Raw genomic sequence first — 24,532 nt, forward strand, 5'->3', positions numbered from 1 at the left:
CCCCCTTCCGCCACCGTCACCTATTTGAAGCCGCCCGTTCCGGCGGCCGTGTTGGAAGAGGATGAAATGCTACGGTTACACTTAAACGACATCATCGCCCAGCGCCAGCTGAGCGCCCTGTTCCAGCCCATTATCCAGATGCAAACGGGCGAGATCATCGCCTACGAGGGCTTGATCCGGGGTCCATCGGACAGCCCGCTGCACGCGCCCATGAATTTGTTCAAGGTGGCGCGCGCCAACAACCTGACCGTGCAGGTGGAGCACCTGTGCCGCAAGGTGGTGCTGGAACGTTTCGCGGAACTGAAACTGCCAGGCAAGCTGTTTCTCAACGTGAGCCCGGAATGCCTGCTCCAGCGCGACGCGCCGCACGGCGAAACGCTGGAATATATTCAGCAAGCCGGCATCGATCCCAGCCGCGTGATCATCGAACTGACGGAAAACCAGCCCACCTACGATTACGAACTGATGCGCGATGCAGTGCTGCATTACCGCAACATGGGCTTCCAGATCGCCATTGACGACCTGGGTGAAGGATTTTCCAGCCTGCGCCTGTGGTCGGAATTGCGGCCGGAGTTCGTCAAGATCGACATGCACTTCATCCAGGGCATCAACAACGACCCCGTCAAACTGCAATTTGTCCGTTCCATCCAGGAGATCGCCGACCAGTCCAACACGCTGGTGATCGCGGAAGGCATCGAGACGCAGGCGGAACTGCTGGTGCTGCGCGACCTGGGAGTGGCGTTCGGCCAGGGTTACCATCTGGGCCGGCCGAACAGCCAGCCGGCGAAAGCGGTGCCGGCCGAGGTGGCCAAGGCGCTGGCGCGCAACGGCGTGGCCGTCTATCCGCAGCACGGCAATGAAAAGAACGGCGCCAGCATCCTCAAACTGTTGCACAAAGTGGCCGCCGTACCGCCGTCCATGAGCAATAACGAGGTGTACGAGATTTTCATGCGTGAACCCAAGCTGCTCATCATCCCTGTGGTCGAGGAAGGGCAGCCGCTGGGACTGATCAGCCGCTTCGACATGATCGACCACTTCGCCCGCCCCTACCAGCGCGAACTGTATGGCAAGAAGTCGTGCCGCATCTTCATGGACAGCAAGCCATTGATCGCGGACAAGGACACCAGCCTGCAAGACTTGAGCTTCACCATGGTGCAGGCCGACGCCCACCACCTGTTCAACGGCTTCATCATCACCGAGAACGGCCAATACCTGGGCATGGGCACGGGCCACGACCTGATGCGCGAAATCACGCAAATGCAGATCACGGCGGCGCGCTACGCCAATCCCCTCACCCAATTGCCCGGCAACGTACCGATCAACGAGCATATCGACCGGCTACTGGAGAGCGGCACGCGGTTCTGGGTTTGCTATTGCGACCTGGACCACTTCAAGCCATTCAACGACGTGTATGGTTACCGGCGCGGCGATGACGTGATCCAGCGCACGGGCAAGATCCTCACCGACCATTGCGATCCCGACCGCGACTTCGTGGGCCACATTGGCGGCGACGATTTCATGATCCTGTTCCAGAGCGAGGACTGGGAAGCGCGCTGCCAGGCCATCCTGGCCCAGTTCTCACTCGGGGCGCGCGACTATTACAGCCTGGAAGACTGGGAACGGGGCGGCTACCTGAGCGAAGATCGCCAAGGCAAGAAGGTGTTCTATTCGCTGATGAGCTTGTCACTAGGCGCGATCAAGGTGGAAGCGCACCAGTATTACTCCCACCACCAGATCGCCACGGCGGCGACCGAGGCCAAGAAGCAGGCCAAGAAGATCCACGGCAACAGCCTGTTCCTGGATCGCCGGCAGCAGCAAGCCCGTTAATCTCCCGGCGGCGAGTGCCTTGGCCACGCAGGCCTAGCCGCCCCCCTGTGGCCGCACACCGGCGTTCAGGCGTTCAGGCGTTCAGGCGTTCAGGCCCGATGTTCCTCCCGCCAGCGGCGCCGCAGTTCGTGGGAAGACGCCAGTTCGGCAGACGACATGGCGCGCGCGATCAGCTTGCGCTGGTTGTCGGCCGCCTCGTCGCCATGCTCGGCCGACAGGGATACCCACATGTGGGCGCGCACCACATCGCGCGGCACACCCCGCCCGCCGTTGTACATGCCGCCCAGGTTGTACTGGGCCAGCGGATGACCCTGATCGGCCGCCTTCCGGTACCACAGCACGGCCTGCACGTCATCCTGGGCCACACCATGGCCATTCGCATACATGACCCCCAGGTTATTCTGTGCGCTGGCGTCGCCCTGCTCGGCCGCCGTGCGGTACCACACGACCGCTTTTTCCTCATCCTTGGGCACGCCATGGCCATTGGCGTAGATCACTCCCACGTTGAACTGGGCATTGGCCGTTCCCTGCTCGGCCGCGCGCTGGTACCACGCCAGCGCCCGCGCCTGATCCCGCTCCACACCCCGGCCATGGGCGTACATACCGCCGAGGTTATATTGGGCCAGCGCATGGCCGGCATCGGCCGCCCGCTCATACCAGGAACAGGCGCGTGCCTCGTCCTGATCCACGCCCTTGCCCGTCGCCAGCATGATGCCCAGGTTAAACTGCGCGTCCGCGTCGTCCTGCTCGGCCGCGCGCGACAGCCAGGCATAAGCGCGTGTCGCGTCCTGCGCCACACCCCGTCCCTGCGCGTACGCCACACCCACCTGGCGCTGCGCCACCGCATCGCCCTGTGACGCGGCCTGACGGAACCAAGCCAGCGCCTGCGCATCGCTGGGCGTGACGCCCTGGCCGCGTTTGTACATCAAGCCGAGATTCAGTTGGGCCGTGGCATCGCCTTGCAGCGCCGCCTTGCGGAACCAGGCCAACGCCAGCGCGTAATTGCGCCGTGTGCCCAAGCCCTGGGCATAGGCCTCACCCAACAGGGTCTGGGCACTGGCCACGCCCTGTTCGGAGGCGCGGTAGAACCAGGCCAGCGCCATCTCGTCGCTGCGGGGCACGCCTCGTCCGCGCTTGTACATCACGCCCAAGTTTTGCTGGGCCGACGCGTCGCCCTGGTTGGCGGCACGCCGGAACCAGCGCGCCGCCTCCAGGTCGCTGGCAGCGACACCCCGGCCGTTGTAGTACATGGCGCCCAGATGGTTCTGCGCGAATGCCAGTTCCTGCTGGGCGGCCAGGCGCATCCAGCGGAACGCGCTGGCATCGTCGCGCGCGATGCCCTGGCCCGTCTTGAACATCAACGCCAGGTTGAATTGCCCGTAAGGATTGCCCTGTTCGGCCGCGTCGCGAAACCAGACGTAGCTGTCATAGCTGTCCTTGGCTGAGTTCTGGTTCTTCATGCGACACCTCCAGCTGGCCAATCTGGATTGTTGCCGTCGGCGCGCGCCATAAGGACGCGTACCGGCAAAGCGTAACAATGTTGTATAAAGTATAAATTGCGATTGGCGCGCAGTTTTGAGCCTGCTCAAACTGCATGGCAAATTGTTATCGTTCGCTGTATCGCGGGAAATATTTTGGACGTGGACCAGGCACTTCCGAGCGGAAGTGTGCTGGTCCACGATGGCGAGCGTTACGCTCAGCCGTGGTGGTGACGCGATGCGCCATGGCTCCCATGGCGTTTAGGGCCAACGGCATAGACGACGATGGCCAGCGCCGTCAGGCACCAGACGATCAGCGCGCCGGACGGCAAATCGAACAGGGTCGACAGCACCAGCCCGCTCGCATAACCGGCCGCGCCGATCAAATAGGCCAAGGCCAGCCGCTTGCCACCAGAGTAGTGGCGCACGGCCAGGCCGGGCACGATCAGGCTGGTGAACACGAGGTAGACGCCCACCAGTTGCACGGAAGCCGTCACGGCCAGCGCGAAGATCAGGTAAAAACCCAAGCGGCTGAGCCGGTTCTGGAACAGGAACAGCAGCGCGCTGATCGCGGCCGTGCCGATCGCCGGCACCAGCAACTGGTCGTAACGGACCCACAGGATCTGGCCGGCCAGCAAGTCCTGCAAATGCTCGCCACCGTGCGGGTTATGCGCCACCAGCAGCAGGCCGGCCGTGGCGGCCAGGATGAACATCACGCCGATCTGGGCTTCCTGCACTTCCGGCCAACGCTTCTCCGTCCACGTCAGCAGCACGGCGCCCAGCACGGCCGCCAGCGCGGCGGCTAGTTGCACGGCCCATCCTTGCGGGTCCAGATCGGCCACGCCGGCGATGATCACCCCTAGCGCGGCGATCTGGGCAATGGCCAGGTCGATGAAGACGATGCCCCGCTTGAGCACCTGGGCTCCCAGCGGAATATGGGTGACCAGCACCAGCAGGCCCGCCAGCAGCGCCGGCAGGATGATCATCAAGTCGAACGACGCGGCCGTCATTTATTGGCGTCCAGCAGACGCTGCACGGAAGAATCGAACAGGCCGAACAAGTCCTTGGCGCGCTCGTCGCCGCCCACCGTGAATGGCAGCACGACGGCCGGTATCTTCGCGTGTTCGGACAGCCATTGCGATGCCCGCCCATCCTGATAGGCGGCGCGCAGCACCATGCGCGCCGGTTGACGCTGCAACTGGCTCAGCAAGCCGGACAGGTGCGCCGCGCTGGGCTCCACGCCCGGCTTCGGTTCCAGCGTACCCACCTGGCGCAAGCCCAGCCAGTTCATCAGGTATTCCATGTTCTTGTGGTGCTCCACCACGGCCACGCCCTTCAGCGGCGCGGCCTGCCTCTCCCACTTCTGCATGGCGGCATCCCAGCGCGCCGCGAAGTCCTTCTGGCGGGCCTGATAGTAAGCCGCGTTGGCCGGGTCCAGCTCAGCCAGCCGCTTGGCCAGGGCCACGGCCACCAGCGCGATGTTGTGGGGATTCTGCTGGATGTGAGGATTGCCGGCCGCGTGCACGTCGCCTTCGCTGCGGTCCACCTTGCCTGGCACATCCAGCCGCGGCACATAGGCGCCGGCTTCGAAATTGCCGGGCTGCCCGGCGGCGATCTTGCCATTGCCGGATTGCTGCACCAGCACCGGCAGCCAGCCCACTTCCAGTTCCAGTCCCGTGCACACCAGCAGATTGGCGTTGCGGGTGCGCGCGATCAGGCTCGGCCGCGCTTCAATACGGTGCGGGTCCTGCAGCGCGCTGGTGGCGCTGGACACCTTGACCTTGTCGCCGCCCAGTTCGGTGGTCAGCGCTTCCCATTCCGGCTCGCAAGCGAGCACATTGACGGTGGCGTGGGATGGCAGGCAGAACACTGCGCTGGCGCACGCGAAGGCGGCGCGCAGCAAATAATGACGTTGTTTCAGCATGACAGCTCCTTAGAAAGCATGGGCAGCATGCGTACCCAGGCTCATGATGTATTGCAGGAATATCTGGTGGTCGGTGACGCCGGGGCGCGACTGGTCGCGCGCCAGTTGCAGCCGCAGGCGGGAAAACTCGGACGGGCTGTAGTCCACCATCACACTGCTGCGGGTGGGGTTGTAGCCTTCCAGCACAGGGAAATTGCCCAGCGCCAGCGCGCCGCTGTCGACCAGACCGATGCGGGGCGTGCCGGACGACAGCCGGTCGTAACGTGCGCCCACGCGCCAGTACGGCATGAACTGATAGACGCCTTGCGCATACCAGCCGGACTGCACACTGCTGTAGCCGCCATTGGCCGCGTCCGGCGTGCCGGTCGCATAGGCCAGGCTGCCATCTTCCTTGCGGCGGAAATATTCACCGAGCAACTTGAAGTTAGTGTGGGTGGAATTGCCGTTGGGCGCCCATTTGTAAATGGCGTCCGCGATCCAGGTGGCCGATTTGCCGCTGAAAGCGTAGTTCAGGCCGCCATCCTCGTAACCGCGCTGCTGCGCGCCCGTGTGCAGGTAGGACAGGCCGGCACGGTAGCTGGCCGAGTCGCCGATATCGTCACCCAGGTGCGCGAACACGCTCCAGGCCCCGGCGCCATTCTTGTTGCGGTCGGTGCCCGGATAGGCGGCGCCATCGCCCGCTTCCATGCCGATTTCCAGGAACTGGTCCAGCGGCGCCAGCCATTTCGCTTGCACCCCGTCCGGCTTGTACTGGCCGCCGAGGAAGGCCTGGTAGGCCAGCGGCGCATCGACGAAGTCCCAGGTGTGGGCATGCTGGCCGTTCAGGTAACCGATCGAGGACAGGAAGCGGCCCGCTTTCAGGTTGAGACCGTTGGGCATGTCGCGCGTTTGAACGAACGCTTCCTCCACGCTCAGCGTGTTGTCGCCGGCCAGGGAGAACGTCAGTTGGCCGGTGAACTGCGGATCGATGTTGGCGGCCATGGTCAGCTCCGACTCACCGAGGCTGAAGCCGCGTTTGCCCGGCCCCACTTCGCCGCCGCTGGGAATGAAACCCTGCAAGCGGTATTGATTGGGATCCTGCGACAGGTTTTGCAGCGTGCCCCCCAGGATCATGGAAATGTTCGGGTTGAACAGGTTGGACGGTGGCGCGGCGCCGCCCACCGGCGCGGCCGGCGTGGCGGCCGATGCCGTCTCAGCGAGTGACGCTGACGCGGCGCCCAGTTGGGCGGCGGGCGCTTCCGCGTTGGCGCCAGTGGATGTTCCGGCCTGGGTCGTCAATTGCGCCTGGGCGGCGGCGGTGGCGGTTTGCGCTTGCTGCAGCCGCTGTTCCAGCGCTTGCAGGCGCGCCTCGTAATCCTTTTGCATCTGGGCGATCTGGGCGCGGATCGCCGCCAGCTCTTTTTTGTCCGACTTGTCGGCGGCCTGCGCGACAGGCGCGGCCACGACGGCGCTCACGGTGAGCGCCATGACGCTGCGTTTCAGCATGATGGTCCTTTTCTGAATGAGAATGCGTGCCGCCGCCTGCCATGCAGGACGACGGGACGGAGGGCTTCAATCAGGCCAGGACGGGTGGTGCGCGGGAATGGAAAACGCAGACAGTGCGGCGGCTGCACGACTGCTGGGGAGCGGCGATGACAGCCACGGCGGCCGCGCGCGCGGCGGGGAAGGAATGCACCGCCGTATCGAGGGCGGAGCCGATCTGGGCGAACGCGAGACACTGGTCGCAACTCTGGTCCAGTGCCAGCGACCTGGAGGCGCGGCCTTGCCGTTCGTCCGCACTGGCGGTGGCCCTGCCGCTATTGCTGCTGTTACCATTGCCGGACCAGTGCGACAGCGCGTGCGAGATCCCCATCTGCTGGGACAGTACCAGCAGAAGCGACAGCATCACATAAGCAAAAGTGCGGCGTGCGTTCACAAATCAGCAACTAAGGGGAAACGATGGCCGTATTGTAATGCGACCGGCAAGCCAACAGCATGTTTTTTTGTATCGGATGCCTGCTCAAGCGGCGACCGACTGTTTCTGCAAAAACGCATGCACCTTGGCAGCGGCCAGCTTGTTGACCGATACCAGCAGCGCCGGATCGACCGGCCCCAGTCCATAGCTGTGTTCCAGGTGCCGGCCGATGTGCAGCAAGACTTCAGCCGCCACTTCCGCATCCGATTCGGCCCGGTGGGCCGCGCTCTTGAAGCGGATGCCCAGTTGCTGGGACAGGTTGCCGAGCTTGTAGCTGGCCAGTTGCGGGAACACGCGGCGCGACAGCTTGAGCGAGCACACCAGGCCCGTATGCGCGGGCGCCAGGCCCAGCCGCGCACTCTCGGCCCGGAGAAACTTCTCGTCGAAGCTGGCGTTGTGCGCCGACAAGGTGTCGTCACCGATAAAGGCCAGCAATTCCGGCACCACCTGATCCGCCGGCGGCGCGCTGTCCACCATGGCCTGAGTGATGCCCGTCAGACCCGTGATGAACGATGGGATGCGGACATTGCAATTGATCAACGACACATAGCGCTCCACCACCTGCCCGCCCGCGATACGCAGGGCAGCCACTTCCGTGATGCGGTCGCCCATGTCGGGCGACAGGCCCGTGGTCTCGAAGTCGATCATGACGATCGGTTTGTCAAACACCTGCATCGCGTTCCCTTTTCTCAGATTCAGCCAAACTTGCGAACGGCATCCAGCGCCAGGCCGGCGCCGATGCTGCCGAAACGGTCGCCTTCGACCTTGCGCGCGGCCGGCAGCAAGGCCGCGATGCGCTCGCGCAGCTGGCGCACGCCGCTGGAACCACCGGTGAAGAATACCGTGTCCACCGCATCGGGCGCCACACCGGCGTCGGCCAGCAGCTTGAGCACGGTCTGCTCGACCGAGGTCACCAGATGGCCGATGGCGTCGTCGAATTGCGTCCGTTCCAGCTGCAAGGTGGTGGCGGGCGACAGGCGGTCCAGCTCCAGCGCCACGCTGGAAGCGTCGGACAGCGCGATCTTGCCCTCCTCCACCCGCATCGCCAGCCAGTGGCCGGCGCGGTGGTCGATCAGCTTTTGCAGCCGGCCCAGCTTATCCGGCTCGGCCGCGTCGCGGCTGATGTCGGCCAGTTGCAGCCACATCTTCTTGGTGTACGCCTGGTTGATGGTGTGCCACGTCGCCAGGTTGAAGAAATAGCTGGACGGCACTTCACTATTGCTGCGCAGCCGGCTGCCATAGCCCAGCAAGGGCATCACGGACGACAGGCTCAGGTATTTATCGAAGTCGGTGCCGCCGATGTGGACGCCGCCGTTGGCCAGAATGTCTTCGCGCCGTTCGGCCAGTTTGGCCCGTTCCGGCGACAGCCGCACCAGCGAGAAGTCGGACGTACCGCCGCCGATGTCGGCGATCAGCACCAGCTCCTCGCGGTCGATCTGGGATTCGTAGTCGAACGCGGCGGCGATCGGTTCGAACTGGAAGGAAATGTCCTTGAAGCCGACGGAACGGGCGACCTCGGCCAGCGTGTCCTGGGCCAGCTGGTCGTTGGCGGCGCTGTCGTCGATGAAGAACACAGGACGCCCGAACACGGCCGACGTGAATTCGCGCCCGGCCGCCAGTTCGGCGCGCCGTTTCAGTTCACCGATGAATTGGGCCAGCAACATGCGGAACGGCAAGGCGCGCCCGCCCACTTCCGTCTGGCCATCGATCAGGCTGGTGCCGAGCAGGCTCTTGAGCGAACGCATCAGACGGCCCTCGTAGCCGGCCAAATATTGGCTCAGCGCGGCGCGCCCGAAGCTCACGTCCTCGTCTTCGGCGTTGAAGAACACCACGGACGGCAGGGTTTCCTTGCCATCCTCCAGCCCCAGCATGACGGGGTGGCCGGGCCGCACCCAGCCCACAGTGGAATTTGACGTGCCAAAATCGACACCGCAAGCAATGGCCATGTCGACCCTTCCCGGAATAAAGGGGCGTGATTTTATCAGAAATGCGGGCGCCCGGCGCAGTTTGCGGAAACTAAGCACCCACGCGCCATGTAATCTGCTTTCCACCGGGCTAAATATTGCCGAGGATCAAAACCCTGGCCGCACAGCGGGTCTACCCTGCCTGTTCCGACGCCATCACACGCACCGGCCTATACGCCTGCGACCAGCCGAATTAATGTCGGCCTACTGTGACTAATCTCAGCCGACTTGATATCACCATCACAACAGGCCATTGCCACTCGGTAACTATATAAGTTATGCTTAAGAGAACTATTTGGCCGCCAGCGGCCGCCAATGCGGGCGCGAGCGTGTCGCACGCCAGCCCGGACGGCCATGACGAGATTATGCCCAAAACCACCACGCCCTCCGGTGCCGACCCGGTACCATGTTCCGCCAGCGCGCCCGAGACGGCACGCCGCGTGACGTCCTATGACGTGGCGCTGCTGGCGGGCGTGTCGCAGTCGGCCGTCTCGCGCTGCTTCAAACCGGGCGCCAGCGTCTCCAAAGCGACCTACGCGCGCGTGATGAAGGCGGCCGCCAGCCTCGACTACATCCCCAACGCCGCCGCCCGCAGCCTGATCACCCGCCGCAGCAATATGGTCGCCGTGTTGATCAGCAACACTTCCAATCTGCATTACCCGGAAGTGTTGTCGGCCCTGAGCCAGCAGATCGCCCGGCACGGCAAGCGGGTATTGCTGTTTTCACTGGCCCAGGAGGCGGACGTCGTTCACGCCCTGGCCGATGTATGGCAATACCAGGTGGACGGCGCGATCGCCGTCGCCAGCCTGTCCGATGACCATGTCGCGGAATTTCGACGGCGCGGGGTACCACTGGTGCTGCTCAACCGCCGCACGCCAGGCCAGGTGGTCGATACGGTCAGCTGCGATCAGGTGGAAGCGGCCCGCACCCTGGTGTCGCGCCTGGCTGCCGCCGGTCACCGTCAGTTCGCCATCATTGAAGGTCCGATGGACTCCTGCATCTCGCAGGAACGCCGGCGCGGCGCCTGGCAGCGCCTGACGGAACTGGGCTTGCCCGCTCCGCTCGTGGTGGCTGGACAATACGACTACGCCAGCGGCGGGACCGGCCTGCGCGAAGTCATCCGCCAACTGGGCCGGGTGCCGGACGCCGTCATCTGCGCCAGCGACGTGATGGCCATCGGTTGCCTGGACTGCGCGCGCCATGAACTGGGCATCGACGTGCCGGGCCAGCTTTCGGTGGCCGGCTTCGATGCGGTGGAGCCGTCGAACTGGCTCAGCTACAACCTGACCACGCTGCGCCAGCCCATGGAGCAGATGGCCGCCGCAGCCGCCGACTTGCTGGTGGCCCAGATCGACAGACGAAGCACGGAAGCCCATTGCCGTTTGTTCAACGCCCAGTTCATCGAAGGGGCGACGGCCCGTCTCGCGCCGCTGCCGGCCGACATGCTGGCGGCCTGAGCGAGGCGCGAGCCGTCAGTCCCGCTGGCCGGCCGAGCTTGTCAGCCGTGGTTTCAGCCGTGCTTTTCCGCCGTGCTTCTCAGCCGAACCTTTCAACCGAACTCTTCAGCCGAGCTTAGGATTTACCTTGGGGCGGCGGCGGAAGCAAATCAGTCCCAGCCCCACCGCCACCATCGCATACGCATCCGGTTCGGGCACGGGCGAGATATCCGCACTTAAGGCACTCGCGTTATTACCGCCATGGTCAGCCATCGGCTGAGAGGCCGTGCCGTCTTGGTCATCCTCAGGTGGCGCGAACGCGCCGGCGCTGCCCAAGCTATTACCCCGGCTGGCGGGAGTCTGGTCGTCATACACCAGGTGTTGAGCAACCTGGGCGTGGCCACCGCGCAAGTCCAGCGTGGTGGCTGCGGCGAAGGCGGACGTGCTGCCGAACATGCCGGTCAGCAATAAGCTGACTGCGGCGATTTTGCTGGGTGTCGAGTGTTTCATTGGCTTCACAACAAGTATTGGGTAACGCATTTCACGCGAAGTGATTGGCTTAAGAAAATATAGACAAATAAATACTTGGCGAAAGTATAACATAGAATTACAACAATGTTGGCTGATCGCACATCGTGCATCAACAATAATCTTGCAAACATGAAAGTCTCGCCGCCTGCGCGCCCCGGAAAGCAATCCCAGGACCGCTATAATGGGCGCGATGAATGACACCAACTCTCCCCGCTATACACCGCAAGGGCTGTTGCCCACACCCGAGCAAACGGCGATCCAGCTGGCCCAGAACAAGGTAGTCCTGATCGACGCCAATGCCGGCGCCGCCAAGACCACCACCCTGGCCATCCGCATCGGCGAAGCGTTGGCGCGCAAACTGGCGCCGGAACAGATCCTGGCGCTCACCTTCACGCCCGAGGCGCGCGACGTGATGCGCCAGCGCCTGCGCGACGTGGGCATTCCCCATGCGACGGCGGCCCGCATCGCCGTCATGACGTTCGAAGATTTCGCCGGTCAACTGCTGGCCCTGGGCGACGTGGATGAGGTCAAAGCCTGTCCGCACGTGCGGCAACTGAAACCCTACGCGCTGGAAGCGATCGCGCGCACGGGTGAGCGCTACGCCGGCAGCGTCGATGGCCTGGATTTGCGCACCCACAATATCGCGCTTTGCCAGTTCCTCGATATGCAGCTCAACCTCAAGGCCACCATGGCGCTGGACGCCGACGTGGAGTTCATGGACGTGGAGGAAGCGGCCACATTGCTCAACGTGCCCGTCACCGATTACCTGGTCACCACCGAATATGAACGGCTGCGCCTGGGCAGTGGCGAAGGGGCGCAGTTTCGCGGTCCGTTCGACGCCACCTACGACCTGGCGTGCGCGCTGGGCACGGGCGGCGTGGCGGCCGACGACCTGCCCAGCTACCGGGTGGTGGTATGCGACGAGTTGCACGACCTTAACGAAGCGGCGTTCCGCATCCTCAATGCCCTGATCGCCCAGCCGCAGTGCTTCTTCGTGGGCGCGGGCGACAAGGATCAGGTCATCCACGCCAAAGTGGGCGCCAGCGAGGCTTTCCTGAACCGCCGCTTCAAGCAAGCCTATCCGCAACTGGTGCGCTATCCGCTCACCTACAGCTACCGGCACGGCCCCCACCTGGCCTATGCCATGGCCGAATTCAAGCACAAGCCCGTCGATTCGCGCCTGCCGCTGCACACGGAAATCCGCCAGGCCCACTACGGGGATGGTGGCGGCGATTGCGCAGCCAAGGTGGTGGCCGCCATCGGCCAATGGAAACGGGATGGCCTGCCGCTGGACGGTTGCGCCGTACTGATCCGCGACCGCCACCAGTCGATCACCATCGAGAACGCGCTGATGCAGGCCGGCATCGGCTACCGCACGCCGGACATGGCCGGCTACCTGCAGCGCGACGAAATCCTGTTCTTGCGCGGCATGTTGGCGATCGCGCTCAAGGACCTGGCCGCCGTCAAGTCCTACGAAGTGCGCACCGCCATCGTGGAAGCGCTGGCCATCTTCGCCGAGGTGGAGCTGTCGCCTCAGAAAATGGAACAGGCCAAGTATGCGATCGGCAAGGACCCGCAAATCCTGGAGCACTTCTTCAGCGCCTACATCGACCGCGACCAGCAACAGTCGGCCCAGCGGCTGGTGACGGACACAATCGCCTACCTGCACAGCGTGGGGCCGGACGCCAACGCCGCCGAGGTGCTGCGCGCCGTGTGCGAGCGCATGGGACTGGAAGCGGCCGCCAGGCGCATCTTCGTGCGCCCGTACGACGCCAGCGTCGTGGCCCGCTCCGTGGCCGGCCTGGTGGACGCGGCGGTTCAGTCCGGCCAGACACTCGGTGATTTCTGGCGCACGCTCAACGCCAGCGAAGCGTTCGCCAGCCGCAAGCGCGAGCGCGAGTTCGTGCTGATCGAATGTGTGGCCAACGCCAAGGGCAAGGAATTTGCCCACGTCATCCTGCCATTCCTGGAGACGGGCGAGTTTCCCCAGCCGCTGTGCGAACGGGGCGAGGAGGAAAACCTGTTCTATGTGGCCGCGACCCGCGCCAAATCCCGGCTGACCTTGCTGTCACCCGAGGACGCGGAACGGCGCAGTCCCTTCATCGCGCAGATGAAACTGGCCAGCGGCGCGGCCGCCGCCGATGCGGCCGTGCTGCGCAACCAGGCGCCGCCGGCCGCCGCTCCCACCCGCCACTACCTGACGGCCACCTTCCACGAGAAGGAGCAGGTCAAGGCGCTGGGCGCGGAGTACGACTTGACGCGGCGCGCCTGGTTCGTACCGCCGGGACGGGACTTGCAACCGTTCGCGCGCTGGCTCAAGCGCTAACGGAAGTTGACCAGCCGCGTCAGCAAGGTGTAGTCCGACTCCACCATCATCATGCCGCTCAGCACCAACAGGCACAGCGGCGGCAGCAGGATGGCGCAGATCAGCGCCAACCGCTCCCAGCGCAGGTGCATGAACACGGCCACGATCAGGCCCGCTTTGGCCATCATCAAGCCCAGGATCAGCGTCCAGCGTAAATAGCCTGTGAAGTGGAACACGTCGACCAGGTAAGAAAGCGTGCTGAGCACGAACAGCAGCAACCACACCTTCAGGTACAGGCCAATCGGATGTTGCTGGTGAGTGGGTGTGTCCATGATGGTCCTACCACAGGTAAAACAGCGCGAAGATGAAGACCCACACCAGGTCGACGAAGTGCCAGTACAGGCCGGCGATCTCCACCACGTCGTAGTTGCCGCTGCGGTCATAGCGTCCGCGCCACACGCGCCGGGCGATGGTGCACAGGTAAACCACCCCGGCCGACACATGCAGGCCGTGGAAGCCCGTGATCATGAAGAAGCAGGCGCCGAACTGGGCCGCGCCCATGGGATTGCCCCAAGGCCGCACGCCCTCCCCGATCAGCTCGGTCCATTCGAACGCCTGCATGCCGACGAAGCTGGCGCCGAAGGCCGCCGTCAGCAGCATCAGCGCGGCGCAGCGGGCGCGGTCGCGCCGGTAGGCGTAATTGACGGCCATGGCCATGGTGCCACTGCTGCTGATGAGGATGAACGTCATGATGGCGATCAGCAACAGCGGGAAGGTGGTGTGGCCGATGGTCAGCGCGAACACGGCGCTGGGATTGGGCCAGGCGGCGGGGGCCGCGATGCGTACCGACATGTAGCCGGTCAGGAAGGTGCCGAAAATGAAGGTGTCACTGAGCAGGAAGATCCACATCATCGCCTTGCCCCATGGCACATGAAACGCCACCTTGTCGCCGGACCAGTCAGTGACCATGCTGCGCCAGCCCGATCCGGTGGGACTGTCCGCCTGTGTCACTTGGTTCATGGCTCACCTCCTTGATTGTTCTGTCCAGCGCTAAGGGCTGCCGCAGATCGCTTGCACCACGGCCGGCGTCACCAGGAACAGCATGGCGAACATGGCCAGCCACAGGAGCAGCAGGAAATGCCAGTAGCGGGCGCACAATTCGATAGCGCCGCTGGTCCGCAGTGCGCCGCCACCTCGCAGCAGTGGCCGGCCCGCCAGCACGGCCGCGAACAGCCCACCCAGCACGTGCATGCCATGCAGACCCGTGATGAGGTAGAAGAAACTGTTGGCCGGATTGGCGGCCACGGTCAGACCCAGTCCACTCATGGCGTGCCAGGCCCACAACTGGGCGCCCAGGAACAGCACGGAAGCGCCGCAGGCCAGCGCACCGGCCAGTCTCGCCTGCGCCGGCTTGCCGCGCGACGCGGCGCGCGACGCCAATTGCCACGCTATGCTGGCGGCCAACAGCAGCTCCGTACTGCACCACAGCTGCCATGGCACGACCGGCAGCGGGCGCCAGTCGGACACGGCCATGCGCATCACGTAGGCGGCGCCAAACAGCAAGAACAGCATGGACACCACGCCGATCAACACCCACAAGCCGACCCGGCGCACGGCTTGCCGGTCCGGCCCCGGCCAGAGCACCGCCTCAGGCGACAAGGAAGGAATGGTCGTCATGTCGGCACCTCTCCCTGCGGCGGTATGGTTGCGGACAAGGCGCCACCTTCAGCCGGTTCCGGCTCTTCCGGCCCGCAATCCTGGGCCATATAGTCGCTTTCCCCCTCCTGGCGGCCGTAGTCGTAGGGGCCGCGATAGACGACCGGCAGCGCGGCCCCCCAGTTACCGTGGCCGGGCGGCGTTTGCGGCGTCTGCCATTCCAGGCTGGCCGCGCGCCACGGATTGCCATCGGCCACCTTGCCACGGAAGGCGCTCCAGGCCAGGTTAAACACGAACAACAATTGCAGCACCCCCACCACCAGCGCCACCACCGTGATGAAGGTGTTCAGCGACTGGGCCGAGGGCGGAATAAAGGCATAGTTCTCGTACGCATAGTAGCGACGCGGCATGCCGAGGATGCCCAGATAGTGCATGGGAAAAAAGATCAGATAGGTGCCGATGAAGGTGACCCAGAAATGCAGCCGCGCCAGCGCCTCGTTGAACATCCGTCCGCTGACCTTGGGATACCAGTGGTAAATGCCGCCGAAGACGGCCAGCACCGGCGATACCCCCATCACCATGTGGAAATGGGCCACGACGAAATAGGTGTTCGACAGAGGAATGTCGACGCTCACATTGCCCAGGAACAGTCCGGTCAAACCGCCGATGAGGAAGGTGCTGATGAAGCCGATGGCGAACAGCATGGGCACGGTCAGGTGGATGTCGCCCTTCCACAAGGTCAGCGTCCAGTTGTAGACCTTGAGCGCCGTCGGCACGGCGATGATCAGGGTGGTGGTGGCGAAGAAGAAACCGAAATACGGATGCATGCCGCTTACGTACATGTGGTGGGCCCAGACCACGAAGCTCAGGCCACCAATGGCGACGATGGCCCACACCATCATACGGTAGCCGAAGATACACTTGCGCGCATGCACGCTGATCAGGTCGGAGATGATGCCGAACGCGGGCAGCGCCACGATATAGACTTCCGGGTGGCCAAAGAACCAGAACAGGTGCTGGAACAGCAAAGGACTGCCGCCCTGGTGCGTCAGGTGCTGCCCCATGGAGACGATGGCGGGCATGAAGAAGCTGGTGCCCAGCGTCTTATCGAGCAACATCATCACGCCCGACACGAACAGGGCCGGAAACGCCAGCAGTGCCAGGATGGTGGCCACGAAGATGCCCCATACGGTCAGCGGCATGCGCATCAGCGTCATGCCCTGGGTGCGCGCTTGCAGCACCGTGGTCACGTAGTTCAGCCCGCCCATGGTGGCGGCCACGATGAACACCAGCAATGAAATCAGCATCACGACGATGCCCCACTCCACGCCCGGCGTGCCGGGCAGGATGGCCTGCGGCGGATACAAGGTCCAGCCCGCGCCCGTGGGGCCGCCCGGCACGAAGAAGCTGCCCAGCAGGATCAGCACGGCCAGCAAATAGACCCAGTAGCTGAGCATGTTGAGGAACGGGAACACCATGTCGCGCGCGCCCAGCATCAACGGGATCAGGTAGTTGCCAAAGCCGCCCAGGAACAAGGCCGTGAGCAGGTAGATCACCATGATCATGCCGTGCATGGTGATGAACTGGTAATAGCGCGGCGCATCGATGAAGGCGAAGCGGCCCGGAAAGCCCAGCTGCAGCCGCATCAGGTCCGACAACACCAGCCCCACCAGCCCAACGACGATGGCGGTGATGGTGTACTGCACGGCGATCACCTTGTGATCCTGGCTCCACACATAACGGGTCCAGAAACTGTGGGGACCATGTTCGCTGCCGTAGGCCATACCGTCCTCCTCGATCCACATCGGCGCTTATTGCGGGGCCGGGCCGCCCAGCGACTTGATGTATGCCAGCAAGGCATCCAGGTCCGCCCCACTGAACTGCTGCTGTGGCATCACGGGCGGATAGCCTTTCACGAGGCGTGCCCTGGGGTCCGTGATCGACTGTTTCAGATAGGCCTCGTCCGCCTTCACGGTCTTGCCGTCATCCATGGTTTCCAGCCTGCCGTACAAGCCTTTCCAGCTCGGCCCCACCCCGGCACTGCCGTCGGCGCTGTGGCAGGCCACGCAGCCACGGGCCTGCGCCAGCAAGCGCCCCTGGTGGCCGGGATCGACGCCGGCCACCAGGGCCGACACGCTCCCAGCCGGCACAGGCGCCGCCGCGCGCGCCGCAAATAGCGGCTGGGTGGCCAGCCACCTGGCATAGGCGTCGGCAGGCTCCACCACCACGTAGCTGCGCATGTTGTAGTGGCCGATGCCACACAACTGCGCGCACATCACTTCGAATCTTCCCGGCTTCATCGGCGTGAACCAGAACGACGTCACCATGCCCGGCACCATGTTCATGCGGGTGCGGAACTGGGGCACGAAAAAGTCATGCAACACATCCTGCGAGCGCAACATCACCTTCACCGGCCGGTTGAGGGGAATGTGGATTTCCTGGCCATCGACGAGGACATCATCCTGCCCGTTCGGATCGTCCGGGTTGATACCGAAGGGATTGGCGGCACTCATGTAGCGCACGTCCGTCAACCCCAGCTTGCCATCTTTGCCCGGCAGGCGGTAATGCCACTGCCATTGCTGGCCCAACACTTCGAATACCATGGCATCTGCCGGAGGATGGATCAGCTTGGCATACACGGACAGTCCCGGCGCCAACAAGGCGATGATGGCCACCGTCGTCAATCCCACCAGCCATGCTTCGAGCGCCTTGCTGCCGTGCTCGGCGGCGGCCCGCACCCCATCCCGGTGACGGAAGCGCCACACCACATAGGCCAGGAACAGGTTGATGGCCACAAACGCGACCGCCGTGATCAGCAGCGTCAGTATGAGCGCATCGTCCATCTGTTGCCAGTTGGACGCGACAGGCGTTTGCCACCACGGGCTGGCCAGATGAAAAGCCACGGCGCCCGCCACGATCAATATCAGTACCCATGGGAGCGCCATATCGCTATCCCGGTGGCTCGATGAATACGACCCGGCGCGCCGCCACCCGGCGGCGCCCGCCGCAACGCTAGCGAGCCTGGACAGGCCGCTCCAGCTTCAAGTAAATATAGGCCGCCGACATGCCGAACACGATATGGCCGATGGCGGTCGACCAGCCCCGCAGTTCGCGGAACCAGGTGAACGCGCCCGACATGCCATAAAAATCAAGCACATACAACAGCAGGCCGAACACGGCGCCGGCCAGCAAGGCCATCCCGGTGCTGGAATCGAAGTGGAATGGCGCCACAATGGCCGCCAGCATCACCCCGAACGCCATCCCCAGCACATAGTGGATCACCAGCGCCCAGGTAACGATGCCCAGGCTATAGCCGCTCGTTTCCAGTGCGTGCCAGCCCAGCGCCATGGCCGCGATCAGGTGCGACATCAGCCAGGGATCGCGCCCCATGATGGCGGCCGACACGATTTCCAGCAGCATCAGGATACCGCCGGCGCCAAAGCCCGCCGCCGTGGCCGCCGCCCAGTCGGGCAGGCGCGCTTCCCAGCGGTGCGAGTGCATATGCAGTTCCATGGCCATCTCCTCACTCCAGCAACGCTGACAGCGGCGGCAGCGGCGGCAGTCACACCACACCGCCCTTTGCACCGACGTCATAATCCTAGTCTAGATCAAATTGCCAGACATGCAAATTCGACCAACGACTGTGTCGCGCGGCAACTTTTGTGTGGCGCTAGCGGTGCCGGCTGGCATTCGACAGCAGGTGCCCATGCTGGTCCAGGCAGGCGCCCGCGAGATGCAAACCCAGTTGACGGTAGCTTTCGAACTGGCTCTCATCGAAGAACTGGTCGGCCGGCGACTGGTGCGGAAAGCTGGGATGGTTGCTGCTGTAGTTCAGCACGTCCACCGGCTCGCGCCGGGCCGCGCACAGCGTCGGTTTGATGTAGAGCAGTTCACCCTCGGCGGCGCCGGACCCGTACAGGATCTCGCCCCTGGCATGGCCGGCCGCGGGCAAATCCGGCGCGCAGGAACGCAAGGCGCCCAGGTCGATGCGGATCTCCACGCCGAAATCGATGCGGCACTGGCGGATCGCCCGCCCCAGGTCGTCAAAGCCGCGCTGACCATCCTCGCTGGCGTCCACCAGCAGGATCAGGCGGCAGCGCCGGCGCACCAGTTCGTAGATGCCCGTGTTGTCGAAATGGCCGCCGTCGGACAGGTAGACGAACGTGGATTCGTCGTTGGAATAGCCAAACAGTTCCTGTAACAGGCACAGCAGCCCGAAGCCGGGGCTGGCCCGCCGCCACGACTTGCGGGCCGGGTTAGGACTCCAGCGCCCGATGCGCACGTTCAGCAGCGTCATCAGGAAAGCCAGCGCCGGACTGGTGGCGGCGCCCATGTTGGGGCTGGCCGCCGCGCCGGAAGTGGCCGCCGCCATGCCCAGCGTGAATGCCCGCGTCTCGCCATTGCTGGCCGCATACAATCGGGTGGGACGATAACCGGCCAGCACCTCGTCGTCGCCAGCCAGCGCTTGCTCCGGCCGCACCAGCCTGGTCTTCGCGTGCTGCTCGGACGACACGCCCTGCGTCTGGCCCAGCGCGAAGCCCGAATACAGGGCCGTCAGCGTGAACGATGCGGCCTTGCGCTCCTGCCATGCCAGATTTTTGCCCTGCGACAGATTGAGCGTCGTATTGATGATGTGCATGGGCCGCTGCACCGTCCCGCCGTCGGCCAGGCTGGACAGCGCCACATCGTCGCCATCGTCGAAGCCCGTGAACGGCTGGGCGCGCCGATGGGGGTTGCTGGCGCCCAGATAGCAGCGGATCAACCGCGTCTTGTACATATTGTGCAGCGAGAACTTGTTGACATCGACCCGCAGCCCAAACACCAGCAACACGGCCGCCACGCCGGCGAAGGCCAGCCACAGGAACGGCAGCGGGCCAGCCTGGACCTGCAGCAAGCCATGCAGATCCGCCATCCTGGCCGCCACGTGGGCGCCCAGCCCCGGCATGACGCCGGCCACATCGATGCGCGCACTGAGTCCTGCACCCGCCCCGGGCAGATGCCAGTCCAGCACGGCCATCCCGGCTGGCGGCTCGACGGCCGTGCGCGTCAAGCGGCCCGCGCTCACCAGCAGGCTATCCGTGAGGCTGGCCGCCGCGGCCACAAAGCCCAGCAGGAACAAGGCCGCCGCCAGCTTGGCCACCGTCAACAGGCGCGGATGGCGGCGCGGATCGCCATTGCCCTGGCGCGGCGCCAGCAGCAGGCCGATCACGCTGGCCAGCCAGCCGGCGCCCACCGCCCCGCGCAGCCATGGGCCGGCGTTGGCGTAGGCCCATTGCGTGAGCGCCGGCAGGTAGAACGCGCAGCCGTGCAGGGTCAGCCATGCCGCGCCGACGATGAGGAACCAGGCATTCATCCGGCTCCACCACTCGCGCGAACGCTCGAAGTAATTGCGCCCCACCAGGCCGACGAAGATGGAACCGCCGGCGCCGAAGACGAGCATGAACAGGGCCGGACCAAAGGTCAGCACGGCGGCCGCGTGGGCCGTGCCCGTCTCCCAGCCCAGGCGGGCGTGCACCACGGCCAGCACGGCCATCCCGGCAGCGATGCCGGCCGCGCCGGACGGCAGGAACACGGCCGATTCCAGCAGCGCGGCGCGCACACTCGCGGCGCGCACGGGCGCGTGGGCGTAGCGCAGCGCGTGGTACAGCTTGCACAGCAGCCAGCCCAGTCCCACCAGCAACAGCAAGGCGGCCGACCACAGGGCGATGGCGCGGTTGGCGGCTCCGTCCTGCGGATCCGGCCCGAACAGCCAGAAACTGCCGCTGAGCGCGGCCAGCACACCCGGCGGCAGCACGGTCCACAACACGGCCGGGGTGGTGGCCAGCCGGAACCGGGCCACGCCGGTAGGCCGCTCCAGTTCGACCATATTGGCCACCAGCACGGCCGGGAGCACGCCCGCCCCCATCAACCCGGCCAGGTAGCCCAGCGCCACGGGCGGCGTATCGATCAAGCCCGTCACATACAGCAGCGCCAGCCGGGGCAGCAACAACAGCACGGCGAAAAAGGCCAGCACGATGATCAGGCTCAGCGTCACGTTGCGGGTCCAGATCGTGATCAGGGTGAGGGAATCGACCGAGAACAGGCCGACCCTGGGGGTGAGATAGTTGCTGTAGCGCCGCAGCCAGCTCACCTGTTCCGGCTCAAGCGTGTGCGGCGCGGCACCCGGCCCGCCGCCAGCCCGTCCCAGCGCCGCCTGCACCTGCTCCAGTCCCGCCCGGTGGATCCAGGCGCTCAGCCAGGCGCCGATATAGCCGCCGCCCGACACGGTGGACAGATAGTCGAACTGGTCCAAGGCCTGGCGCGCGGCCAGCGCCTGCAACACGCCCAGGCCGAACGTGGCGCTGCGGATGCCGCCGCCGGACAAGGCCAGGCCCACGCCCTGAGCGGCGCTCGCGGCGGCCGCCGTCCCCAGCCCCAACGCGCCATGCTCGAGCGCCTTGACGGCGTCGAAATCGAGCGGCGGCACGCCTGCCTGCGCATCGGCCTGAGTCGCCTGTATCGCCTGTAACTGGTCCGCCATCTGAACCACCCTCCCCGGCTGGCAATAAGCGATAGCGATACCACGTCGAGCGGACTGGGGTGTTGGCGTAGCGCGGCTCACGCAGGTGCAAACTTGCCGTATTTGACACAGATCAAATAAATATAACGTTGAGATTGCTATTCTGCGTTACCGTGTATCGGTATCTTTTCACTACCGCAAGGAAAGCCAGCTATCGTGTCCCAGTCCGCCACGCCCACCAACCAGCCCGCCGTGGCCGCCGATGCCACCGCCAGCGCCGTGTTATTGGCCGTGGCCGCCGACAATGTGGACGCCGCGCTGGCCCGCCTGCAAAGCCGCGCCGCCGGTTTGACATCGCAGGAAGCGGCCGCGCGGCTGCAGCAAATCGGCCCCAACGTGGTGGCGCACACCGCCCGGCGCGGCATCGTCGTCCGTTTTCTCAAGCTGCTGGCCAGTCCCTTGTCGCTGCTGTTGCTGGGGCTGGCCGTCATTAATTTCGCCACCGGGGAAGCATGGGGCGCCATCGTGATTGCCGGCATGGTGGTGCTGTCATCGCTGCTGGCCTTCGTGCAGGAGCACCGCTCCGATCTGGCGGCCGAGAAGTTGCGCGCCATGGTGCGCACCACCGTCAGCGTCATGCGCAACGATGGCAACAATAGCGGCGATGGCGACGCCAGCCAAGCCGTGGATCTGCCCTTGGAACATATCGTGCCCGGCGATGTGGTGCGGCTGTCCGTGGGCGCCATCGTGCCGGCCGACGTCCGCATCCTGTCCAGCCGCGACCTGTTCGTGAGCCAGGCCGCGCTGACGGGCGAGTCCATGCCGGTGGAAAAACTGGCGCAAGCCGTACCGGCCGATGTGCCGCCGCTGGAACTGGGCAACGTCGCGTTCATGGGGTGCACTGTGCTCAGCGGAAGCGCCACGGCGCTGGTGATCGCCACCGGCGGGCGTACCTGCTTCGGCCAGATCGCCGACGACCTGGCCGGCGCGCGCGAACTGACCAGCTTCGACCTGGGCGTCAACAAGTTCGTGTGGCTGATGATCCGGGTGATGCTGGTGATGGTGCCGCTGGTGTTCTTGATCAACGGCTACAGCAAGGGCGACTGGCTGCAGGCGCTGCTGTTCGCGGTGGCCGTGGCCGTGGGCCTGGCGCCGGAAATGCTGCCCATGATCGTCACCATCAACCTGGCCAAGGGCGCGCTGGCCATGTCGGACAAACAGGTGATCGTCAAGCGCCTGAACGCGATCCAGAACGTGGGCGCGATGGACGTGCTGTGCACCGACAAGACCGGCACGCTGACCCAGGACCGCGTGATCCTGGAAAAACACGTGGACATCGACGGCGTCGATTCGTCCCGCGTGACGGAATACGCCTACCTCAACAGCTTCTACCAGACCGGCCTGAAGAACCTGCTGGACGTGGCCGTGCTCAAGTACGTGGACGTGCACGAGCACTTGCAGGCCGACACGGCGTTCCACAAGGTCGATGAGCTGCCCTTCGATTTCGAGCGGCGCCGCATGTCCGTGATCGTGCAGCGCGCCGACGGCAGCCGCGTGCTGATCTGCAAGGGCGCGGTGGAGGAAGTCTTGGGCGTATGCACCCAGGCCGAACGCCAGGGCGCCCTGGTCTCGCTGCAGGAACACCATGGCGCCGCGCTGGGCCGCGTGGTGCAGGACTTGAACGAGGACGGCTTCCGCGTGATCGCCGTGGCATGCCGCGAGCTGGCCCCTGACGAGCAGGCGTTCGACAACAGCGCCGAGGCCGGCCTGACGCTGGTGGGCTACATCGCCTTCCTCGACCCGCCCAAGGATAGCGCGGCCGACGCCATCCGCGCCCTCAAGCACTATGGCGTGGCCGTCAAGGTGCTCACCGGCGACAACGAGGCCGTGACCCGCAACGTGTGCCGCCACGTGGGCCTGCCGGTCCAGGTGGTGCTGCACGGCGCCGACATCGATGCCCTGGACGACGCCACCCTGGCCGCCCAGGCCGAGCACGCATCGCTGTTCGTCAAGCTCAATCCGCAGCAGAAGGCGCGCGTGATCCGCGCCCTGCAGGCACGCGGCCACGTGATCGGTTACATGGGCGACGGCATCAACGACGGTGCCGCCCTGAAGACGGCGGACGTCGGCATCTCGGTGGATAGCGCGGTCGATATTGCCAAGGAATCGGCCGACATCATCCTGCTGCAAAAGAACCTGCTGGCGCTGAAGGACGGCGTGGTGGAAGGCCGCAAGGTGTTCGGCAACATCAGTAAATACATCCGCATGAGCGCCAGCTCCAACTTCGGCAACATGCTCAGTGTGCTGGGCGCCAGCGTGCTGCTGCCCTTCCTGCCGATGGCGCCGGTGCAGATCCTGTTCAACAACCTGCTGTACGACGTGTCGCAAACGACGCTGGCCAGCGACCACGTGGACGCGGAATACCTGAAACGGCCGCGCCGCTGGGATATCGCCAACATCGGGCGTGCCATGCTGAGCCTGGGCCCCATCAGCTCCCTGTTCGACTACGTGACTTTCGCCGTGCTGTGGTACGTTTGCGGTGCGGCCGGCGCGCCGGCCCTGTTCCAGACCGGCTGGTTCCTGGAATCGCTGCTGTCGCAAACGCTGGTGGTGCATGTGCTGCGCACGGCCCGGATTCCCTTCCTGCAAAGCCGCCCCAGCCTGCCGCTGCTGATGACCACTGCCGGCATCTGCCTGCTGGGCCTGTGGCTGCCATCCTCGCCGCTGGGCCCCGCGCTGGGCTTCGTGCCCATGCCGGGCCGTTACTGGATGCTGCTGCCCCTGATCCTGGTGGGCTACCTGGGGCTGACCCAGACCATCAAGAGCTGGCTCAGCCGCCGGTTCGGCATGCGATAGCAGAATTCCGATGTCCAGCACGAACCCGGCCGATTTTGATTTGGATCAATCATTTTTGGGAGCCATGTCACTACCATCAATCTTGTCGAGCGCGCCACGCGC

The 24,532-nt window shown here is 64.9% G+C and carries 19 protein-coding genes; 4 read left to right on the forward strand and 15 right to left on the reverse strand.

What is annotated here, in order from left to right:
* Window positions 1-66 precede the first annotated feature (66 nt).
* Window positions 67-1,827 carry a GGDEF domain-containing protein gene (locus H3H39_RS11590; RefSeq protein WP_229218008.1) on the forward strand — a complete coding sequence of 587 codons (1,761 nt, stop codon included), beginning with the start codon at window positions 67-69 and terminating at the stop codon, window positions 1,825-1,827.
* Window positions 1,828-1,916: 89 nt separating this feature from the next.
* Here H3H39_RS11590 and H3H39_RS11595 read toward each other — a convergent pair whose 3' ends face one another.
* The 7 genes from H3H39_RS11595 to H3H39_RS11625 form a co-directional block, all read right to left on the reverse strand.
* Entirely contained in the window at window positions 1,917-3,287 is a 1,371-nt protein-coding gene (locus H3H39_RS11595; protein ID WP_182153544.1) for a tetratricopeptide repeat protein, read from the reverse strand.
* Between the two features lie 236 nt (window positions 3,288-3,523).
* A complete protein-coding gene (locus tag H3H39_RS11600; RefSeq protein WP_182153545.1) occupies window positions 3,524-4,315 on the reverse strand; it encodes a metal ABC transporter permease in 792 nt (263 codons plus the stop codon).
* On the reverse strand, window positions 4,312-5,229 hold the full coding sequence (locus H3H39_RS11605; RefSeq protein WP_182153546.1) for a metal ABC transporter substrate-binding protein: 918 nt from the start codon (window positions 5,227-5,229) through the stop codon (window positions 4,312-4,314). The genes H3H39_RS11600 and H3H39_RS11605 overlap by 4 nt, the downstream gene beginning before the upstream one ends.
* 9 nt (window positions 5,230-5,238) lie before the next feature.
* The gene (locus tag H3H39_RS11610; protein ID WP_182153547.1) at window positions 5,239-6,714 is read right to left on the reverse strand and encodes a putative porin; all 1,476 of its coding nucleotides are present in this window, start codon (window positions 6,712-6,714) and stop codon (window positions 5,239-5,241) included.
* Between the two features lie 70 nt (window positions 6,715-6,784).
* Window positions 6,785-7,114, reverse strand: a complete 330-nt coding sequence (locus tag H3H39_RS11615; RefSeq protein ID WP_220461521.1) for a hypothetical protein — start codon at window positions 7,112-7,114, stop codon at window positions 6,785-6,787.
* 114 nt (window positions 7,115-7,228) lie between these two features.
* Window positions 7,229-7,858 (reverse strand): 3'-5' exonuclease, encoded by a 630-nt coding sequence (locus H3H39_RS11620; protein ID WP_182153549.1) that lies wholly within the window; start codon window positions 7,856-7,858, stop codon window positions 7,229-7,231.
* Between the two features lie 20 nt (window positions 7,859-7,878).
* The gene (locus H3H39_RS11625) at window positions 7,879-9,129 is read right to left on the reverse strand and encodes an Hsp70 family protein (RefSeq protein WP_182153550.1); all 1,251 of its coding nucleotides are present in this window, start codon (window positions 9,127-9,129) and stop codon (window positions 7,879-7,881) included.
* A gap of 383 nt (window positions 9,130-9,512) precedes the next feature.
* On the opposite strand from H3H39_RS11625, the gene H3H39_RS11630 reads away from it, so the two are divergent.
* Window positions 9,513-10,604 (forward strand): LacI family DNA-binding transcriptional regulator, encoded by a 1,092-nt coding sequence (locus H3H39_RS11630; protein WP_182153551.1) that lies wholly within the window; start codon window positions 9,513-9,515, stop codon window positions 10,602-10,604.
* A 105-nt stretch (window positions 10,605-10,709) separates the two neighbouring features.
* Here H3H39_RS11630 and H3H39_RS11635 read toward each other — a convergent pair whose 3' ends face one another.
* On the reverse strand, window positions 10,710-11,315 hold the full coding sequence (locus H3H39_RS11635) for a PEP-CTERM sorting domain-containing protein (protein WP_182153552.1): 606 nt from the start codon (window positions 11,313-11,315) through the stop codon (window positions 10,710-10,712).
* Here H3H39_RS11635 and H3H39_RS11640 point away from each other — a divergent pair.
* The gene (locus tag H3H39_RS11640; RefSeq protein WP_311196898.1) at window positions 11,296-13,440 is read left to right on the forward strand and encodes an ATP-dependent helicase; all 2,145 of its coding nucleotides are present in this window, start codon (window positions 11,296-11,298) and stop codon (window positions 13,438-13,440) included. The two genes, H3H39_RS11635 and H3H39_RS11640, sit on opposite strands and share 20 nt — an antisense overlap.
* On the opposite strand, the gene H3H39_RS11645 is transcribed toward H3H39_RS11640, so the two are convergent.
* The 7 genes from H3H39_RS11645 to H3H39_RS27625 form a co-directional block, all read right to left on the reverse strand.
* Window positions 13,437-13,751 (reverse strand): cytochrome C oxidase subunit IV family protein, encoded by a 315-nt coding sequence (locus H3H39_RS11645; RefSeq protein WP_182153553.1) that lies wholly within the window; start codon window positions 13,749-13,751, stop codon window positions 13,437-13,439. The genes H3H39_RS11640 and H3H39_RS11645 overlap by 4 nt on opposite strands.
* Before the next feature lie 7 nt (window positions 13,752-13,758).
* Window positions 13,759-14,439, reverse strand: coding sequence for a heme-copper oxidase subunit III family protein (locus H3H39_RS11650; protein ID WP_182153554.1), 681 nt, complete (start codon window positions 14,437-14,439; stop codon window positions 13,759-13,761).
* Window positions 14,440-14,469: 30 nt separating this feature from the next.
* Complete coding sequence (locus H3H39_RS11655; protein WP_182153555.1) at window positions 14,470-15,096, reverse strand: cytochrome c oxidase subunit 3; 627 nt, start codon at window positions 15,094-15,096, stop codon at window positions 14,470-14,472.
* Entirely contained in the window at window positions 15,093-16,859 is a 1,767-nt protein-coding gene (gene ctaD, locus H3H39_RS11660; RefSeq protein WP_182153556.1) for a cytochrome c oxidase subunit I, read from the reverse strand. The genes H3H39_RS11655 and ctaD overlap by 4 nt, the downstream gene beginning before the upstream one ends.
* 27 nt (window positions 16,860-16,886) lie before the next feature.
* On the reverse strand, window positions 16,887-18,020 hold the full coding sequence (locus H3H39_RS11665) for a cytochrome c oxidase subunit II (RefSeq protein WP_182153557.1): 1,134 nt from the start codon (window positions 18,018-18,020) through the stop codon (window positions 16,887-16,889).
* Window positions 18,021-18,087: 67 nt separating this feature from the next.
* Window positions 18,088-18,588, reverse strand: coding sequence for a hypothetical protein (locus H3H39_RS11670; protein ID WP_182153558.1), 501 nt, complete (start codon window positions 18,586-18,588; stop codon window positions 18,088-18,090).
* 157 nt (window positions 18,589-18,745) lie between these two features.
* Window positions 18,746-21,595 carry a patatin-like phospholipase family protein gene (locus H3H39_RS27625; RefSeq protein ID WP_220461522.1) on the reverse strand — a complete coding sequence of 950 codons (2,850 nt, stop codon included), beginning with the start codon at window positions 21,593-21,595 and terminating at the stop codon, window positions 18,746-18,748.
* Window positions 21,596-21,790: 195 nt separating this feature from the next.
* Here H3H39_RS27625 and mgtA point away from each other — a divergent pair, with 195 nt between their 5' ends.
* Entirely contained in the window at window positions 21,791-24,430 is a 2,640-nt protein-coding gene (gene mgtA / locus H3H39_RS11680) for a magnesium-translocating P-type ATPase (RefSeq protein WP_311196899.1), read from the forward strand.
* Window positions 24,431-24,532: the final 102 nt, after the last annotated feature.

This window comes from Rugamonas apoptosis (assembly GCF_014042355.1).
Taxonomy (GTDB): domain Bacteria; phylum Pseudomonadota; class Gammaproteobacteria; order Burkholderiales; family Burkholderiaceae_D; genus Rugamonas; species Rugamonas apoptosis.

Excerpts from the sequence above, each read along its gene's own strand:
- H3H39_RS11590 (WP_229218008.1), top strand. The coding sequence starts at position 67 with ATGCTACGGTTACACTTAAACGACATCATCGCCCAGCGCCAGCTGAGC.
- H3H39_RS11595 (WP_182153544.1), bottom strand. The coding sequence starts at position 3,287 with ATGAAGAACCAGAACTCAGCCAAGGACAGCTATGACAGCTACGTCTGG.
- H3H39_RS11600 (WP_182153545.1), bottom strand. The coding sequence starts at position 4,315 with ATGACGGCCGCGTCGTTCGACTTGATGATCATCCTGCCGGCGCTGCTG.
- H3H39_RS11605 (WP_182153546.1), bottom strand. The coding sequence starts at position 5,229 with ATGCTGAAACAACGTCATTATTTGCTGCGCGCCGCCTTCGCGTGCGCC.
- H3H39_RS11610 (WP_182153547.1), bottom strand. The coding sequence starts at position 6,714 with ATGCTGAAACGCAGCGTCATGGCGCTCACCGTGAGCGCCGTCGTGGCC.
- H3H39_RS11615 (WP_220461521.1), bottom strand. The coding sequence starts at position 7,114 with ATGCTGTCGCTTCTGCTGGTACTGTCCCAGCAGATGGGGATCTCGCAC.
- H3H39_RS11620 (WP_182153549.1), bottom strand. The coding sequence starts at position 7,858 with ATGCAGGTGTTTGACAAACCGATCGTCATGATCGACTTCGAGACCACG.
- H3H39_RS11625 (WP_182153550.1), bottom strand. The coding sequence starts at position 9,129 with ATGGCCATTGCTTGCGGTGTCGATTTTGGCACGTCAAATTCCACTGTG.
- H3H39_RS11630 (WP_182153551.1), top strand. The coding sequence starts at position 9,513 with ATGCCCAAAACCACCACGCCCTCCGGTGCCGACCCGGTACCATGTTCC.
- H3H39_RS11640 (WP_311196898.1), top strand. The coding sequence starts at position 11,296 with ATGGGCGCGATGAATGACACCAACTCTCCCCGCTATACACCGCAAGGG.
- H3H39_RS11645 (WP_182153553.1), bottom strand. The coding sequence starts at position 13,751 with ATGGACACACCCACTCACCAGCAACATCCGATTGGCCTGTACCTGAAG.
- H3H39_RS11650 (WP_182153554.1), bottom strand. The coding sequence starts at position 14,439 with ATGAACCAAGTGACACAGGCGGACAGTCCCACCGGATCGGGCTGGCGC.
- H3H39_RS11655 (WP_182153555.1), bottom strand. The coding sequence starts at position 15,096 with ATGACGACCATTCCTTCCTTGTCGCCTGAGGCGGTGCTCTGGCCGGGG.
- ctaD (WP_182153556.1), bottom strand. The coding sequence starts at position 16,859 with ATGGCCTACGGCAGCGAACATGGTCCCCACAGTTTCTGGACCCGTTAT.
- H3H39_RS11665 (WP_182153557.1), bottom strand. The coding sequence starts at position 18,020 with ATGGCGCTCCCATGGGTACTGATATTGATCGTGGCGGGCGCCGTGGCT.
- H3H39_RS11670 (WP_182153558.1), bottom strand. The coding sequence starts at position 18,588 with ATGGAACTGCATATGCACTCGCACCGCTGGGAAGCGCGCCTGCCCGAC.
- H3H39_RS27625 (WP_220461522.1), bottom strand. The coding sequence starts at position 21,595 with ATGGCGGACCAGTTACAGGCGATACAGGCGACTCAGGCCGATGCGCAG.